This is a genomic window from Actinoplanes sp. NPDC004185, assembly GCF_053603475.1.
Genome location: NZ_JBSGFR010000010.1, coordinates 68,965 through 83,494, shown reverse-complemented (window position 1 = coordinate 83,494; position 14,530 = coordinate 68,965). Strand labels below are relative to the sequence as shown.

The window sequence follows — 14,530 nt, the reverse complement described above, 5'->3', positions numbered from 1 at the left end:
CGGAACTGACGAGCCCGCTAGACCAGGCGGCGGATCTCGCCGTACGCCCGGTAGAAGCCCCCGCGGCTCGCCTCGCGGATCCCGGTCACGACGTAGCGGCTGCCGCGCTCGCGGATGCCCTTCGGGAACTGGACCTGCCAGTCGCGGTGGTAGCCGGTCGACACGACGCGGATCCGCAGCCGGCCGCCCTCGTCGACGCACTCGACCACCACTCCGCCCGCCACGTCGTGGACGATCTCCACAGTGGTCGACGGGACGACCGCGGGCATGCGCGGCGGCGCCTTCACGTCGACGACCTGGGGGACGCTGCCGCCGACCGCGGACCGGATCGCCTCCTCGCTGGCGTCGATGCACGCCAGGGAACCGTCGGTGGTCACGATGTAGAGCCGCTCGTCGCGGTACTGCATCGAATACGCCGAGCCGCAGCCCGTGCCCAGCTTCCACAGCCTCGTCCCGGCGGCGTCGAAGCAGTAGATGGACGAGGCACTGTCACCGGCGAAGACGTAACGGCCGTCGGCGGCCGTGGCACACGAATACACCGCCGCGTCACAGCGGTACGTCTGCCGGGCCGACCCGTCCTTGCCCAGCTCGACCACCTGCCGGGTGGCGGTGCCCGCATAGAGGGTGTCGCGCTCCTGCCACCCGAACAGCACCGCGCCGGTGCGGGTGTGCCAGAGCTCGCGCCCGGTGCGCCAGTCGTAGCTGGTCACCCCGCCCGAGTGACCGTGGTGCACGGCGCGGGGATCGCACCGCACCATCCAGGCCGACGAGCCACGCCCGGGCCGCTGCCACAGGAACTCGTTCTCGTGGTCGATCGCCGAGATGCCACCGTTGGCGTCGGACACCCCCAGGACGCCGTCGTGGATGTCCAGCCAGTAGATGTCGATCTCGGGGGCGATCCGGTACGCCAGCCGGGGCACCTTGCCGGACAGGTCGTAGACGTTGCCGTCGTCGCACCCCGCATAGATCCAGCCGTCGTCGGCGACGATGCACTTCACGCCCTCGGGCAGCCGGAACTGGCTCAGCACCTCGGCGTCGTGGCTCAGCGTCGTGATCAGCCCGCTCTCGTTGCCGACCATGCACACGTCGTCGTCGACGAAGATGCCGAACGCCGGACTGTGCGAGGAGTAGCGCCACAGCACCGGCGCCCGGGTGGCGGTCGACCGGCTGCTGACGATCTGACGCCGGGAGACGGCCCGTTTCGTCCGCCCGCCGGGGACAGCCGGGGCGTACCCCTTGCGGACCTTCTCACCGATCTTCTTGGCCGCCTCAGCCGTCGCCCTGTCCCGGCTGGTGAAGGACGACTGCCGCAGCTGACCCCGCTCACCGATCCGCCCGAAACGGATGGTCAGCTCAGTGCCGTCGACGGTCACCTCATAGAACTTGTGGGCGCTGCCGCTGTCTTCGGAGAGCTCGAGGTACGTCGTGTCGGCCGGCATGAGGGCCACCTTTCGGCGTGCGGATGCAGAGGTGCGGACCGTACCGACCGGGTCCGACAATTTCCGTCCACTGTCGACTCCGGCCCCGCGGTCCGGCGTGCCGTCGCGTCCGGCGATTACAGACTTCGCGCCGATCAGGCGAGCTGACCGGCCAGCGCCCGGCCGAGGATGCGGGTCCCCTCGGCGAAAGCAGCGGGGTTGGGGCCCGCAAAGTTCAGCCGCACGTACGGTCCGGTCGGTTCGGCCGGGAACCATTCGCTCCCAGGCGCGATGATCAGCCCAGCGGTCTCGCAGTCGGCCGCCAGCCGGGCGAGGTCGGTGCCGTCAGGCAGGCGTAACCACAGGTTGAGCCCGCCGGCCGGCACGTGTTCGAGATCCGCCTGCGGCACGTGTTCGCGTACGGCCGTGACCAGCAGGTCGCGGCGGGCGCCCAGCTGGTGCCGCAGCCCGCGCAGGTGGGTCTGCCAGGCCGGCTGCGTCACGATGTCGAGCGCCGCGGCCTGCAGGAGGCTGCTGACGTACATCGACTCGGCGCCGCGGTCGGCCAGGATGCGGTCGCGGGCCGGGCCGCGGGCGATGACCGCGGCGACCCGGACGGCCGGCGACACACTCTTGGTCAGGGACCGCAGATAGACGACGTGGCCGCCGTCGTCGCGGGCGGCGACCGGGGTCGCGATGCCGGTGATGGCGAGGTCGTGCGCCCAGTCGTCCTCAACCAGGAACGCGCGGTGCTTCCGGACCACCTCCAGCACCCGGTCGTGCAGCGCCGCCGGCCACTGCCCGCCGGTCGGGTTGGCGTAGTTCGGCTGCGCGTAGAACAGCCGGGCCGAGGTCTCCGCGAAGGCCCGCGCGAGATCGTCCGGGTCCGGCCCGGCCGGACCGCTGGGCACGGGGACGACCCGTACGCCGGCCTGCTGCGCGGCGATGATCGCGCCCCAGTACGTCGGCGACTCCAGCAGCACCGGCTGCCCGGGCCCGACCAGCGCGCGGAACACCGAGCTGAGGCCGCTCTGGCTGCCCGGGAGCACGATGACGTCGCTCGGCACCGGCGGCGTCACCCCGGCCGGGGTCGCCGCGCCGAGCTCCCGGGCGAACCAGGACTGCAGCTCCGGAAGACCCGCGACCGGCGGCCGGGAGACGGCGGCGTCGGACCGTGCCGCCCGGGTCAGCGCCGACCGCACCAGGCGTTCCGGCAGCAGCTCACGATCGGGGTAGCCGGCGTGCAGGGCGATGACGTCGTGCGGGGTGCTCCGCAGCGCGCTGGAGATCGCCGGGATCCGGGCCCGGGGCGAACCAAGGGCGGCGGTCTGCCAGCCGTAGTCGGCCGGGCGGGGCGTCCGTACCGCGCGGACGAACGTGCCGGCGCCGGGCCGGCTCTCGATGAGCCCCTGGTCGAGCAGGGTGCGCAGCGCGCGCTGCACCGTCACCGGGCCGGCCTGGTGCCGGGCCACCAGCGCCCGGGTGGACGGCAGCCGGGCGCCCGGCGCCGCCGTGGCGATCCAGTTCCGCAAATCTTCAATGATGCGCGAACTGCTACTGTCGTTCATGAAGGATCAGAGTAGCGCTATCGTCATTGTCCGCTCACCGCTATCGGGACTGTGGTGGGGACTGCTCGGCGTTGCGGCCTTCTCCTTCACCGTCCCGTTCACCCGGGTGGCGGTCGGCGGGCTCTCACCCCTGTTCATCGGCTCGGGGCGGGCGGTGGTCGCGGCCGGCCTGGCGGCGGTCGCACTGATCGTCACCCGCCAGCGCCTGCCCCGCGGCGCGCAATGGTGGCGGCTGGCGGTGGTCGGCGGCGGCGTCGTGGTGGGCTTCCCCCTGCTGACCTCGTACGCCCTCACCACCGCCCCGGCCGGCCACAGCGCTGTGGTCATCGCCGTCCTGCCTGCCGCGACCGCGGCCCTGGCCGTGATCCGCGGCCACGAACGCCCACCGTCCGCCTTCTGGGCCGCCGCCGGCCTCGGCGCGGCCGCCGCGCTCGGCTTCGCCTCCGTACAGGGCGGAAACCTGGGCCGGCTGCACTGGAGCGACCTGCTCCTGTTCGGCGCGGTGCTGTCCGCCGCCATCGGGTACGCCGAAGGTGGCCTCCTCGCCCGCGAACTGGGCGCCTGGCAGACGGTCTCGTGGGCGCTCGTGGTCTGCGCACCGCTGATGCTCACGCTGGCCGCGCTCTCCGCCGTACGGCAAACCCCGCAGGCGACACCGGCACAGTGGGCCGCCTTCGCGTACCTGGCAGTGGTCAGCATGTTCCTCGGCTTCTTCGCCTGGTACCACGGGCTGGCCGTCGGACCGATGGCCCAGGTCAGCCAGGTCCAGCTCATCCAGCCCGTACTGACCATCGCCTGGGCGGGCCTGCTGCTGCGCGAACACCTCTCCGCGGCCACGCTCGTCGGCGGCCTCGTGGTGGTGCTCTGCGCGGCGAGCGCGGTCCGCGTACGCCTCAGCGGGCGCTGACGGGCGGCGCTCTCACGCAACCACGCCTACGCTGGGCGGATGCGGATCAGCTCGCTGCACACGTACCCCGTCAAAGGTTGTCACCGCCTCGACCACGACGCGGCGCGAGTCGAACCGTGGGGTCTCGCCGGCGACCGCCGCTGGATGATCATCGACCCCGACGGGGTCGGCATCACCCAGCGCCAGGCCCCCGCGCTCACCGGCCTGCACGCCGTGCCCCGCCCCGGCGGCCTGCTGCTCAACGGTTTCGACGTCGCCGAACCCGAGGACGGCCCCAAGGAGACCCTGCGCGTCTTCAGCTCCAAACCGCCACTGACCGCCCGGCTCGCCCCGGCCGCCACCGACTTCATCTCCGGCTTCCTCGGCCGCCCGGCCCGGCTCGCCTGGCTCGCCGACACCAGCGTGCGGCCGATCCAGACCCACGCCCAGCCCGGCGACCGGGTCAGCTTCGCCGACGGCTACCCGCTGCTGCTCACCAGCACCGCCTCCCTCGACGCCGTCAACGACTGGCTGCTCGAAGCCGGCGACGAACCCGTGCCGATGACCCGCTTCCGGCCCAACGTCGTCATCACCGGCGCCCGCCCCTGGGCCGAGGACGACTGGCTCGGCCACCGCCTCCAGCTCGGCGGCACCACCTTCCGCGCCGCCAAGTCGTGCAGCCGCTGCGTAGTCACCACCGTCGATCAGGAGACCGGCGAAGTGGGCCGGCAACCGCTGCGCGCCCTCGGCCGGCACCGCCGCTACGCCGACGGCCTGCTCTTCGGCATCAACCTCATCCCCGACATCACCCCAGGTGAGACCGAAGTCATCCGGGTGGGGGAGTCTTCCTTAGCTCTGTCTTAGGAGAGTTGCCCGCAGGTGCCGCAGCCGCGAAGGATGCGTCAACGTGACTGCTCACCGCCTCCTCGCCCCCCGCTGGCTCGCCACCGGCGGCGCCGTGCTGCTCGCCGGCGTCCTCGGCGTCGCCCTGCTGCTGCAGCACAGCGACCCCGCGTGCGCGGCGCCACCGAGCAGCGCCAAGCACACCGGCAAAGCGACGTTCTACGACCTCGCCGGCACCCAGGGCAACTGCTCGACCAAAACCCCGGCCGACGACCTGTACGTGGCCCTGGGCAAAGGCGAATACTCAGGCGCGGCGGCGTGCGGCAGCTACATCGACGTCACCGGCCCCAAGGGCAAAGTCCGGGTCAAGGTCTTCGACTCGTGCCCCGAATGCCCGGTCGGTCACCTCGACCTGAGCCGCACGGCGTTCAAGAAGATCGGCAAGGAGATCGACGGCATCATCCCGATCACCTACAAGACCGTGCCGAACGCCCCCGCCCCCGGCCCGCTGAGCATCACCTTCGTCGAAGGCACATCGCAGTACTACTGGGCGATCAGCATCGACAACCACTCCAACGCCATCAAGTCGGTGTCGGCCAAGGGCCCGGGCGGCAGCTTCAAAGCCGCGAAGCAGGAGGACTACAACGTCTGGATCATCGACGGCCGGATGGGCAGCGGCCCGTTTCAGATCAAGATGACCGACATCTACGGCAAGACCATCACGGCGAAGAACATCAAACTGCTTCCGCAGAAGAAGCAGACCACATCGGTACGCTTCGCCAACGGCACCAGCACCACCGTCGCATCAGCGCCGAAGCCGGCCAAGAAGAAAGCAACGCCGTCCCCCAAGCCGAAGAAGGCCTCGCCGTCCCCGAGCGTCACAACCTCGTCGGCCGCGCCGGCCCCGGTGCTCGAAGCAACCGAAGCCGCCCCCGATCAGGCCGGCGACGTGGCACTGGCCGCGGCGGAACCGGCCGTGAAAGCGGCATCCTGCGGCTGACCCAGCGCCAGCCACATGAGCAGCTCATCCCGGTCGTCCCCTGGGGCGATGCGCAGCGCACCCGGGATGCGGCCGACCTCGCGATAACCGAGCCGGCGGTAGAAACCGTCCAGCCCGTGCCCGTCCCGTACGGTGACCTGAAGACCGGCGAGGCCGAGCTCCGACGCGACGGCGGCGGCCTCCCGCATGAGGGCGGCGCCGTAGCCACGGCGCTGACTGCCGGGCCGGACCATGACGCGCTTGAGGACCCGCCAGTGCGCCTTGAGCGCGAACCGGTTGTCGGCGATGAAGAGCAGGGCGACCAGGCGGCCGCCGTCGACGCCGATGAGCAGCCGGTCGACGCCCCCGGCTACGCCGGCCAGGGCGGTCTCGGCGACCGGCCGTACGTCATCCTGGCGGACCGGAGCGACAAAACCGACAGCGCCGCCGGCATTGGTGACCTCGGTCCAGAGCGCGAGGATTTCCGCCCGCAGCGCATCGGTCAACGGCGGATCGAGCACGAAGGACAGGGACATGAGGTCATCCTTGTGCCCGCCGATCTGAGGAAACCGACGGGCGACAGGATGGTGCGCGGCACCACACGGTGCGGAAGGCGGGATTCGAACCCGCACACCCTTTCAGATATCAGGACCTAAACCTGACGCGTCTACCTTTCCGCCACTTCCGCCCGATTTGCCCAATGGGCAATTCGTGAGGAGAGTCTAGACGGTGGTTCGCCGTCAGGCCTCCCTGGCTGCCGCAACCCGCTTCTCCCTGGTGCTCAGGCCCGCCCTGGTCAGCACATTGCTGACGGTGCTCGGGGAAACCCTGACCGACGCCGGCGGACGGCGAAGGGCTGCCGCGATCTTTCTGGGCCCGAGGTCGGGATGAGCGAGGCTGAATGCCAGAACGGTGCCGCGGCTGGCCTGGGAGAGGGCGGGTTGCCGCGCCGCCGTGGCGATCGAGCCCCGCTCTGCCAGGCGTTTCTGCAGCCTGTAGACCTGTTCCCGGCTGCAGCCGATCAGCCTTGCCGCCTCGCTCGGCCCGATCGTTTTCTGGCTGACTCGCGCCAACAGGCGGAGCACATCCGCTTCGCTCAACGGTGGGGGCGGCGGGGCGTCGGCGACCGGGATGCCGTTGTCGTCCACCTGGACCAGTGCGGCCGAGAGCTGTTTGCTTTTGCGGCCGGCGTAGGTCGCAGTCTGGCTGTGACAGTTCGGACACAGGAAACGGAGATTCTCCGGGCGGCAATCCCACAATCGGCCGTCGATGTGGTCGACGTGCAGGACGAGCTGGCGCCCGCGCCAGCTGTCCGCGAGGTTGCACTCGGCGCAGCGCTTCGGCAGGCCGACTTCTTCGAGTGCGCGTCGCAAGGCGTGTGGTTTCTCCCTGCCGGCGGTGCTGGGGCGAAGTACCAGGATCTGGTCGGAGCGACGCCGGTTGAAGCTGTGGGTCCCACGATTATGCGCAGACCCAAGGAAATGTGACGTGTCGATATTCAACTTGGCGATCCGGCGACGCAGGTGCGCATGCGCGCCGCCCGTCTGCCGGAGGCCGAGGTGGCGCAGAACCCCGGCCATGGACGTCGAGGCGGCGACCGCCTCGCTCAGCATCTCTCGGGTGTACTTGACGTAGGCCATGTTGATTTGTCCCTACCTGAGACGACAAAGGTAGGTGGTCGACGTGGTGCACTGACCGGTGTGGAGGGCGCGGCATGGTCCTTCGGGGTGAACGCCCGACCACTAGTCACAGGTAAAGCCTAGCCGGATACCCGCCTGGATGTAAACCGCACGGCACGGCGGCCGCCTCGCGGATCGAGCCGCATGACGGCCGCCGTGGGATGGCGGTCCCCGCAGGGATCAGTAGCGGAACATCGCCAGGCTCTGCTGGAGGTCGTGGGCCACCCGGGCGAGTTCGTCCGCCGCCGCGGCCGTGTTCGCCGCCGCGCTCGTCGTCTCGGCCGCTGCTTCGGCGACCTCGGCCACGTTCGAGGAGATCTCGGTGGAGCCGGCGGCCACCTCGCCCACGTTGCGGCCCATCTCGTTGGTGGTCGCGGTCTGCTCTTCGACCGCCGCCGCGATTGCCGTCTGGGTGGCGTTGATCTGGTCGATGACCGCGCCGATCTCGGCGATGGCGGCGACGGCCGCGGTCGAGTCGGTCTGGATCGCGTCGACCCGGGTGCGGATGTCCTCGGTGGCCCGGGCGGTTTCCTGGGCCAGTTCCTTGACCTCGCCGGCCACGACGGCGAAGCCCTTGCCCATCTCGCCGGCGCGGGCCGCTTCGATGGTCGCGTTCAGGGCCAGCAGGTTGGTCTGGGCCGCGATCCCGGTGATGATTTTGATGACCGAGACGATCTCGGCCGAGGATTCGCCGAGTTTGCGGAGGATCGCGTCGGCCTCGCCGGAGATCCGGACCGCCTGGCCGGCCACGTCGGCCGCGTCGGAGGTGCTGCGGGCGATCTCGGTGATCGAGCTGCCGATCTCGTCGGCGCCGGCGGAGACCGTCGCGATGTTGGCGCTGATCTCCTCGGAGGCCGTGGACACCGCGTGGGCGCGGCCGGCCGAGCGGGCCGCGGAGGCGTTCATCCGGCCGGCCACGCCGGTGAGGTCCTCCGAGGAGGAGGCGAGCGTGGTGACGTTGGTGCCGATGTCGCGCAGGGCCGCGGTGAGCCGGTCGAGGGCGGTGTTGAGCGCCTCGCCCATCCGGCCGACCTCGTCGCGGCCCTTGACCTCGAGGCGCTGGTCCAGGCGGCCCTCGGCGAGTGCTTCGAGGACCTTGACCGTCTGGCCGAGCGGGCGGGCGATGGCCCGGCTGACCACGACGGCGATGACGGCGGCGAAGGCCATCGCGCCGGTGATCAGCGCCAGGATCAGGATGCGGGCCATGGTGGCGTTGCTGCGGGCGTCCGCCATCTGCTGCTGGGCGGCTTTGTCCTCGATGCTCGCGAGGTTGTTCAGCGCCACGGTGATCTTGCTGGTGAGCGGGTCGATGTAGTTGTTCTGCACGCCCAGGTAGGTGCCGAGGCTGTTGGCGGTGGCGGCCGGGACGAGCTGCTGGTCGCGGATCTTGCGGTATTCGGCCAGGCCGGCGGCGAAGGCGCCGCGGTCGGTCTCGGTGCCGTCGGCCGGGTTGGCCGTGTACGCCGCCCAGGTGGTGTCGATGTCGCTGTCGAGCCGTTGGATCGCCATCTGCACGTTGCTGACGTCGGCCAGCGGGGAACGCAGGATCAGCTTGGCGGACAGTGAGGTGGCCTGCTGGACGTCGGCGCGGACCTCGCCGAGCCGGGCGATGGCCTGCACGTTCTCCTGGTACATGGTTTCGAGCCGGTTGCCGGAGCCGCGCAGCTGGGCCAGGCCGGTCAGCCCGACCGCGATGACGAGCAGGCTGAGCACGCCGAAGGAGGCGAAGAGCTTCTGCGACACCCGCAGGTTCCGCAGTGGGCCGCCGCCCTGGCCCTTCTCGCCGGAGGAGGGCCGGGTGCGGGGGCGGCGGGGCTTGGCGAGCGGCATCGACGGTCTCCGGAGGGATGGACGACAGGTGCCGCTCTAATCGGCACCGGCCCTCAGCATCCGCGAAGTTTGCCGCGAAAGTCAGTCGATACCGAGATCCCGGCGCAGCTTGGCGACGTGCCCGGTGGCCTTGACGTTGTAGAAGGCGTGCTCGATGGCGCCGTCCTCGTCGATGACGAACGTGGAGCGGATGACGCCGGTCACCGTCTTGCCGTACATGGTCTTCTCGCCGAAGGCGCCGTACGCGGTCAGCACGCTCTTGTCCTGGTCGCTGACCAGCGGGAAGGTGATCGCGTCGCGTTCGCGGAACTTGGCCAGTTTGGCCGGGGCGTCGGGGGAGATGCCGACGACCTCGTAGCCGGCCGCCTGCAGCGAGCCCAGTGAGTCGCGGAAGTCGCAGGCCTGCGTGGTGCAGCCGGGGGTCATCGCCGCCGGGTACACGTACAGGATGACCTTGCGGCCGCGGAGGTCCTTCAGCGTCAGGGTGTCGCCGTTGTCGGTGGGCAGGGTGAACTCGGGGGCCGGGACTCCCGGGATGAGGCGCTCAGTCATGGTCCGAAGATAGCGGGGTTGCCCGCAGCCGCAGCACGCCCGTCGCCGCCATTGCCACGCCGGTGCCGATCGCGACCAGCACGGCGGCCCGGGCGGTCCAGGACGGGCCCGGGAACGCGACGACTGCCTGGCGGAAGACTCCCGCGTCGGCGAGGCCGCCGAAGACGGTCAGCAGCGCCCCGGCCAGGGCCAGCAGGAACGGCGTACGGCCGCGCAGGGTCAGCACGCCCGCGGCCACGGTCAGCAGCGCCGCCACGATCGCCGGGGTCTGGCCGCCCGCGCCGAGGCTCATCCGCGTCACCGCGTACCCCAGGGTGATCGTGCCCGCGACCAGCGCGACCGGTCCCAGCAGCCGGGTGTGGCGCCGGCCCAGGGCCGTCAGGCCGGCCGCCAGGGCGAGCGCGCCGGCCCACCACAGCCCGGCCGGGGGTGGCGGCTCCCAGGTCAGGGTGCCGCGGACCTCGACCGTGCGCACGCCGTCGCGCAGCGGCACGACCCAGTCGTTGATCTTGTGGCTGCGGGACGGGTCGGCCTGCGCCTGCGGCGGCAGTTCGTCGTCGAGCCAGCGGGTGCGCTGGTCGTGCCAGCGCACGGTGGTGCTGGTGGAGACGCGGCGCCACTGCGGGGCGGCGGTGGGGGAGGCGCCGGCGGGCACCGGGGTGTCGCCGTCGAGGGTCCGGTTCGTGTACGCGGCCGGCGAGTTCACGTTCTCGTACGTGCCGTCGGGCCGTACCTCCAGGTAGGGCTCCTCCTGGTAACCGAGCACCTCGACCGTACGGCCGGTGCCGTTGACCAGCTCCAGCCGCGCGCCGGCCTCGACGATCCGGACGCTCAGCCCGGGCTCGGCCGGGCTGAGCCCGGTCACCTCGGTGCGGTACGCGGTCGCGTCCGGGCCCTCACCGCCGTGGGCGGAGGCCGGGCCGGCCGGCCCGAGCAACGCACCGGCCAGCACGACGACGAACAGGGTGGTACGCCTCACGCGCCGGCCGCCCCCACCGCGGCGATCAGGGCCTGCGCCGTGGGCGACTCGAGGGCCTTGCCGCCGACCATGACGGTCGGGGTGCTGTTGACCCCGCGGGCGGCCGCGGTGTCGGTCACCTTGGTGGCCCACGCCTTGTACGTGCCGTTGTCGATCGCGTCGGCGAACGCGGCGTCGGTGAGGCCGACGGACTTGCCCAGCTCGATCAGCTTGGCGTCGGTGAGACCGGCGCTGCCCTCCGCGGGCTGGTTGGCGAACAGCACCTTGTGGTACTCGGCGAACTTGCCGCCCTGCGCCGCGGCGGCCGAGGCGGCGGCGGAGCGGGTCGAATACTCGGTGCTGGAGGCCCGGTCCAGGATCGCGATCGGGTGGTAGTGCACGGTCGCCTTCTTCGCGGCGACGAGCTGGTCGATCGTGCTCGCCGCGCCGGCCTCGAACCGGCCGCAGGCGGGACAGATGAAGTCCTCGTAGATGTCGATCTTCACGGGGCCGGTGCCGACCGCGAAGGCCGTACCGTCGTCGACCGCCACGCTCGGCGTGGTCAGGCCGGCCGTCTTGTCGCTCTCCTGGTTCGCCGCCACGCCCCAGCCGACCAGGCCGACGACGACCAGCAGGACCACGACGCCGAGGCTGGTCCAGAGGGTGACCCGGCGGCGCCGTTCCTTGGCCAGCTGCTCCTGGACGACGCGCTTGGCTTTCGCCCTGTCTCGGTTGCCGCTCACTGTTCTCCCATCAGGACACCATCGATCGAGTAGCGGGTCCGCGGCCGCCACAGCAGAAGCCCGGCGAGCAGCAGGAAACCGGCGTCCCGGACGAGATCCCACGTGTACTGCGGCGTCTGCCCCGCGCCCAGCTCCCCGCCCGTGCTGAAGCAGCCGCAGTCGATCTGCAGACCGCGCGCCCACGCGGAGACGATGCCGGCGATGAAGATCACCAGCAGGCCGGCGGAGATGCCGGCGCTGAGCCGCACCGCGAGCCCGGCCAGCAGCAGCAGGCCGAGGGCGATCTCCAGGAACGGCTGGGCCGCCCCGATGACCTTCGCCACCTCGTACGGGAAGAGCTGGTAGGCGTTCACCGCCCGGCCCGACGCGGCCAGGTCACCGACCTTGAGCCCGCCGGCGACCAGCCATACCGCGGCCAGACCCAGCCGGGCCGCCGTGGAGATCCACAGCCGGCCGTTCGTCGTGCGGGCGGACTGCCCGATCTCCATGCTCACGCCCCCTTAGTCGGCGCTCGGCGCCGCCTGGTTCCGTCCTACCGCCTGGGGGTTTGCTGTGTGATGGGCCGAAAGTCCCTGAATGATCAGCTGGCCTGGGCGGCGGCGACCGCGGCGACCAGTTCCTCGCGGGCCCGGGCGACCCGGGAGCGGATGGTGCCCACCGGAACCTCTTCGACCTCCGCGGCCTCGGCGTAGGACATGCCGAGCACCTGGGTGAGCACGAACGCGGTGCGACGTTCCTCGCCGAGCCGGCTCAGCAGGTCGGTGGCCCCGAGCCGGTGCGCGGGATCCGGCTGGCGCGGCACATCGGCCCAGGCCTGCGCGGCCAGCCGGGCGTCGAGCCGGCGCCGGCGCACCACGGCCCGCAGGTGGTCGGCGCAGGTGCGCCGGGCGATGCCGAGCAGCCAGGTGCGGACAGTCGCCCGGCCCTCGAAGCCGGGCAGCGCCTTGAAGGCGCGCAGATAGGTCTCCTGGGTGAGATCGTCGGCGGCGCCGGGATCCACCAGCGCGGCGGTGAACCGCCACACCTCGGCCTGGGTGCCGCGCACGAGCGCGGCCTGCGCGTCCGCGTCGCCGCCCCGGGCGGCCAGGGCGAGCGCGGTGAGGGGGTCGGCCGCTGTCACAACCGGAGATGGTACGCCGGAGGAAAATGTCAGAGGTTCCGGGAACTATCGACCCCGTGCCGACGACAACCTCCTGTCCTCACGTTTCCGCCCGCCGCGGGCCTGTGCCGCGACCTTGGTGCGGGGGCCGCCGAGCCATCGGGGAGCATTGCCCGCATGACCGTTGATCGACCCGGCGCAATTGACCGACTCCGGCGAGCCCGCGCGGTTGCCGGCGGGCCCCCCGGCCGGACCGCCTCTGCCGGCTCGTCCGCCCGGTCGGGGCCGGCGGTGCGGGCCGGGCGGGGACGGCGGCTGGTCGCCGCGGCGGCCGGGCTGCTGGTCGGATTGTTCTGCGTGCTGCTCGGGCCGACCACGCCGGCCAGCGCGCACGCCGCCCTGGTGGGCAGCGACCCGGCGAACGGCACGATCGTGCCCGACGCCCCCAACAAGGTCACGCTCACCTTCAGTGAGTCCGTCCAGCTGGTCTCCGGCAAGATCCAGGTGCTGTCCCCGGACGGCAGCCGCGCCGACCAGGGCGAACCGCAGGCCGCGGGCGGCACGGTCACCGTCCCGCTGCGCGCAGGCGGCGGCCGGGGCACCTACCTGGTGAGCTACCGGGTCGTCTCGGCGGACAGCCACCCCGTCGCGGGCAGCCTGACCTTCTCGGTCGGCGCCGCCTCCACCCCGCCGACGGAGTCCGCGGCCGCCGATTCGGTCGACCCGGTGGTGCGGGCCCTGATCCCGGTCGGCAAATACCTGGGGTACGCCGGCCTGGTGCTGCTCGTCGGCCCGGTGCTGGTGCTGGCCCTGCTGTGGCCGCACCGGCTGTCCCGGCAGGGCGCGTCCCGGCTGGTCTGGACCGGTGTCGGCCTGGTGCTCGGCAGCACGGTGCTGGCCCTGTGGCTGCAAGCGCCGTACACGACGGGCAGCGGGCTGTTCGGGGTCTCCGGCGACGACCTGCAGGACGTGCTGGGCAGCACGTTCGGCGCGGTGATGCTGGTCCGGCTCGGGGTGATCGTGGCGGCCGGCTTCCTGCTGCGCCCGCTGCTGCGCGGCGAGGGCGGGGAGTCGAAGGCCGACCTGGCCCTGCTCGGCGTCCTGGGCGTGGCGGCGCTGGCCACCTGGCCGCTGACCGGGCACCCGACGGCGTCCCCGGTGGCCGGGGTGTCCGTGGTCGTCGACGCGATCCACCTGGCCGCGATGTCGGTCTGGCTCGGCGGGCTGGTCATGCTGGTCGGCTTCCTGCTGCGCCGGGCCAACGAGCGTGAGCTGGGCGCGATCCTGCCGATCTGGTCGCGCTGGGCCGCGACCGCGGTGGCCGCGCTGATCATCGCGGGCTCGGTGCAGGCGCTGATCGAGGTCGCCTCCTTCAAGGGGCTCTACGACAGCACGTACGGGCGGTTGATCCTGGTCAAGATCGGGCTGGCCGCGGTGGTGATCGGCATGGCGGCGGTCTCGCGGCGGCTGGTCCGCAGCCGGACCGCCGAGACCGGGCCCGGGCTGCTGCGCAAGATCGTGGTGGCCGAGCTCGCGGTCACCGCGGTGGTGCTGGGGGTCACGGCGGCGCTGGTCCAGATCCCGCCGCCGCGGACGGCCAGCGCGGCGGAGAGTGCCACCACGTCGACGACCATCTCGCAAACGATCACCGACAAATCGGTGTCGTTGCAGGTGGACGTGTTCCCGGCGACCGTGGGCAACAATTCGCTGCACCTGTACGCGTACACGCCGGACAACAAACCGCTGCCGGTCGTCGAGTGGACGGCCACGGCCGCGCTGCCGGCCAAGGGGATCGAGCCGATCGAGGTGCCGCTGCTGCGGATCACCGACTTCCACGCGATCGGGGACATCGCGCTGCCGGCCGCGGGGGACTGGACGTTGAAGTTCACCGTACGCACGAGCGACATCGACCAGTCCACCCTGACGATGACCGCCAAGATCTCCTGACGCCCGCTCTCCCGATGGCCCGGTCCGC

General features: G+C 71.7%; 14 protein-coding genes and 1 tRNA gene. 4 read left to right on the top strand and 11 right to left on the bottom strand.

From position 1 onward, the window contains the following. Positions 1-17: 17 nt before the first annotated feature. Both ACWEOZ_RS12625 and ACWEOZ_RS12620 read right to left on the bottom strand, forming a co-directional pair. The gene (locus ACWEOZ_RS12625) at positions 18-1,439 is read right to left on the bottom strand and encodes a WGR domain-containing protein (RefSeq protein WP_451910844.1); all 1,422 of its coding nucleotides are present in this window, start codon (positions 1,437-1,439) and stop codon (positions 18-20) included. Between the two features lie 134 nt (positions 1,440-1,573). Further along, a complete protein-coding gene (locus tag ACWEOZ_RS12620) occupies positions 1,574-2,986 on the bottom strand; it encodes an aminotransferase-like domain-containing protein (protein WP_451910843.1) in 1,413 nt (470 codons plus the stop codon). Between ACWEOZ_RS12620 and ACWEOZ_RS12615 the strand changes: the two genes are divergently transcribed. Genes ACWEOZ_RS12615 through ACWEOZ_RS12605 form a run of 3 tightly spaced genes read left to right on the top strand, consistent with a single transcriptional unit; the run spans position 2,985 to position 5,715 of the window. Further along, entirely contained in the window at positions 2,985-3,893 is a 909-nt protein-coding gene (locus ACWEOZ_RS12615) for a DMT family transporter (protein ID WP_451910842.1), read from the top strand. The genes ACWEOZ_RS12620 and ACWEOZ_RS12615 overlap by 2 nt on opposite strands. Positions 3,894-3,932: 39 nt before the next feature. Continuing rightward, positions 3,933-4,736 carry an MOSC domain-containing protein gene (locus ACWEOZ_RS12610; protein ID WP_451910841.1) on the top strand — a complete coding sequence of 268 codons (804 nt, stop codon included), beginning with the start codon at positions 3,933-3,935 and terminating at the stop codon, positions 4,734-4,736. A 43-nt stretch (positions 4,737-4,779) separates the two neighbouring features. Beyond that, positions 4,780-5,715: an expansin EXLX1 family cellulose-binding protein gene (locus ACWEOZ_RS12605; RefSeq protein WP_451910840.1), complete on the top strand. Its 936-nt coding sequence runs from the start codon at positions 4,780-4,782 to the stop codon at positions 5,713-5,715. Here the strand turns inward: ACWEOZ_RS12605 and ACWEOZ_RS12600 are convergent. The 9 genes from ACWEOZ_RS12600 to ACWEOZ_RS12560 all read right to left on the bottom strand — a co-directional run bounded on the left by ACWEOZ_RS12600 (position 5,652) and on the right by ACWEOZ_RS12560 (position 12,576). After that, positions 5,652-6,230: an N-acetyltransferase family protein gene (locus tag ACWEOZ_RS12600; protein WP_451910839.1), complete on the bottom strand. Its 579-nt coding sequence runs from the start codon at positions 6,228-6,230 to the stop codon at positions 5,652-5,654. The genes ACWEOZ_RS12605 and ACWEOZ_RS12600 overlap by 64 nt on opposite strands. A gap of 69 nt (positions 6,231-6,299) precedes the next feature. Continuing rightward, a tRNA-Leu gene (locus ACWEOZ_RS12595) sits at positions 6,300-6,382 on the bottom strand. A 52-nt stretch (positions 6,383-6,434) separates the two neighbouring features. Continuing rightward, entirely contained in the window at positions 6,435-7,334 is a 900-nt protein-coding gene (locus ACWEOZ_RS12590) for a hypothetical protein (protein WP_451910838.1), read from the bottom strand. A gap of 219 nt (positions 7,335-7,553) precedes the next feature. Next, positions 7,554-9,203 (bottom strand): methyl-accepting chemotaxis protein, encoded by a 1,650-nt coding sequence (locus ACWEOZ_RS12585; protein ID WP_451910837.1) that lies wholly within the window; start codon positions 9,201-9,203, stop codon positions 7,554-7,556. 81 nt (positions 9,204-9,284) lie between these two features. Beyond that, entirely contained in the window at positions 9,285-9,755 is a 471-nt protein-coding gene (bcp, locus tag ACWEOZ_RS12580) for a thioredoxin-dependent thiol peroxidase (RefSeq protein WP_451910836.1), read from the bottom strand. Beyond that, positions 9,748-10,734, bottom strand: coding sequence for a hypothetical protein (locus tag ACWEOZ_RS12575; protein WP_451910835.1), 987 nt, complete (start codon positions 10,732-10,734; stop codon positions 9,748-9,750). The genes bcp and ACWEOZ_RS12575 overlap by 8 nt, the downstream gene beginning before the upstream one ends. After that, on the bottom strand, positions 10,731-11,456 hold the full coding sequence (locus ACWEOZ_RS12570; protein ID WP_451910834.1) for a DsbA family protein: 726 nt from the start codon (positions 11,454-11,456) through the stop codon (positions 10,731-10,733). The genes ACWEOZ_RS12575 and ACWEOZ_RS12570 overlap by 4 nt, the downstream gene beginning before the upstream one ends. Then, on the bottom strand, positions 11,453-11,944 hold the full coding sequence (locus tag ACWEOZ_RS12565; RefSeq protein ID WP_451910833.1) for a MauE/DoxX family redox-associated membrane protein: 492 nt from the start codon (positions 11,942-11,944) through the stop codon (positions 11,453-11,455). The genes ACWEOZ_RS12570 and ACWEOZ_RS12565 overlap by 4 nt, the downstream gene beginning before the upstream one ends. A gap of 92 nt (positions 11,945-12,036) precedes the next feature. Then, positions 12,037-12,576: a sigma-70 family RNA polymerase sigma factor gene (locus ACWEOZ_RS12560; protein WP_451910832.1), complete on the bottom strand. Its 540-nt coding sequence runs from the start codon at positions 12,574-12,576 to the stop codon at positions 12,037-12,039. Positions 12,577-12,846: 270 nt separating this feature from the next. Here ACWEOZ_RS12560 and ACWEOZ_RS12555 point away from each other — a divergent pair, with 270 nt between their 5' ends. Further along, positions 12,847-14,502: a copper resistance CopC/CopD family protein gene (locus ACWEOZ_RS12555; protein ID WP_451910831.1), complete on the top strand. Its 1,656-nt coding sequence runs from the start codon at positions 12,847-12,849 to the stop codon at positions 14,500-14,502. The last annotated feature ends 28 nt before the right edge of the window (positions 14,503-14,530 follow it).

Excerpts from the sequence above, each read along its gene's own strand:
- bcp (WP_451910836.1), bottom strand. The coding sequence starts at position 9,755 with ATGACTGAGCGCCTCATCCCGGGAGTCCCGGCCCCCGAGTTCACCCTG.
- ACWEOZ_RS12615 (WP_451910842.1), top strand. The coding sequence starts at position 2,985 with ATGAAGGATCAGAGTAGCGCTATCGTCATTGTCCGCTCACCGCTATCG.
- ACWEOZ_RS12620 (WP_451910843.1), bottom strand. The coding sequence starts at position 2,986 with ATGAACGACAGTAGCAGTTCGCGCATCATTGAAGATTTGCGGAACTGG.
- ACWEOZ_RS12585 (WP_451910837.1), bottom strand. The coding sequence starts at position 9,203 with ATGCCGCTCGCCAAGCCCCGCCGCCCCCGCACCCGGCCCTCCTCCGGC.
- ACWEOZ_RS12590 (WP_451910838.1), bottom strand. The coding sequence starts at position 7,334 with ATGGCCTACGTCAAGTACACCCGAGAGATGCTGAGCGAGGCGGTCGCC.
- ACWEOZ_RS12625 (WP_451910844.1), bottom strand. The coding sequence starts at position 1,439 with ATGCCGGCCGACACGACGTACCTCGAGCTCTCCGAAGACAGCGGCAGC.
- ACWEOZ_RS12565 (WP_451910833.1), bottom strand. The coding sequence starts at position 11,944 with ATGGAGATCGGGCAGTCCGCCCGCACGACGAACGGCCGGCTGTGGATC.
- ACWEOZ_RS12610 (WP_451910841.1), top strand. The coding sequence starts at position 3,933 with ATGCGGATCAGCTCGCTGCACACGTACCCCGTCAAAGGTTGTCACCGC.
- ACWEOZ_RS12600 (WP_451910839.1), bottom strand. The coding sequence starts at position 6,230 with ATGTCCCTGTCCTTCGTGCTCGATCCGCCGTTGACCGATGCGCTGCGG.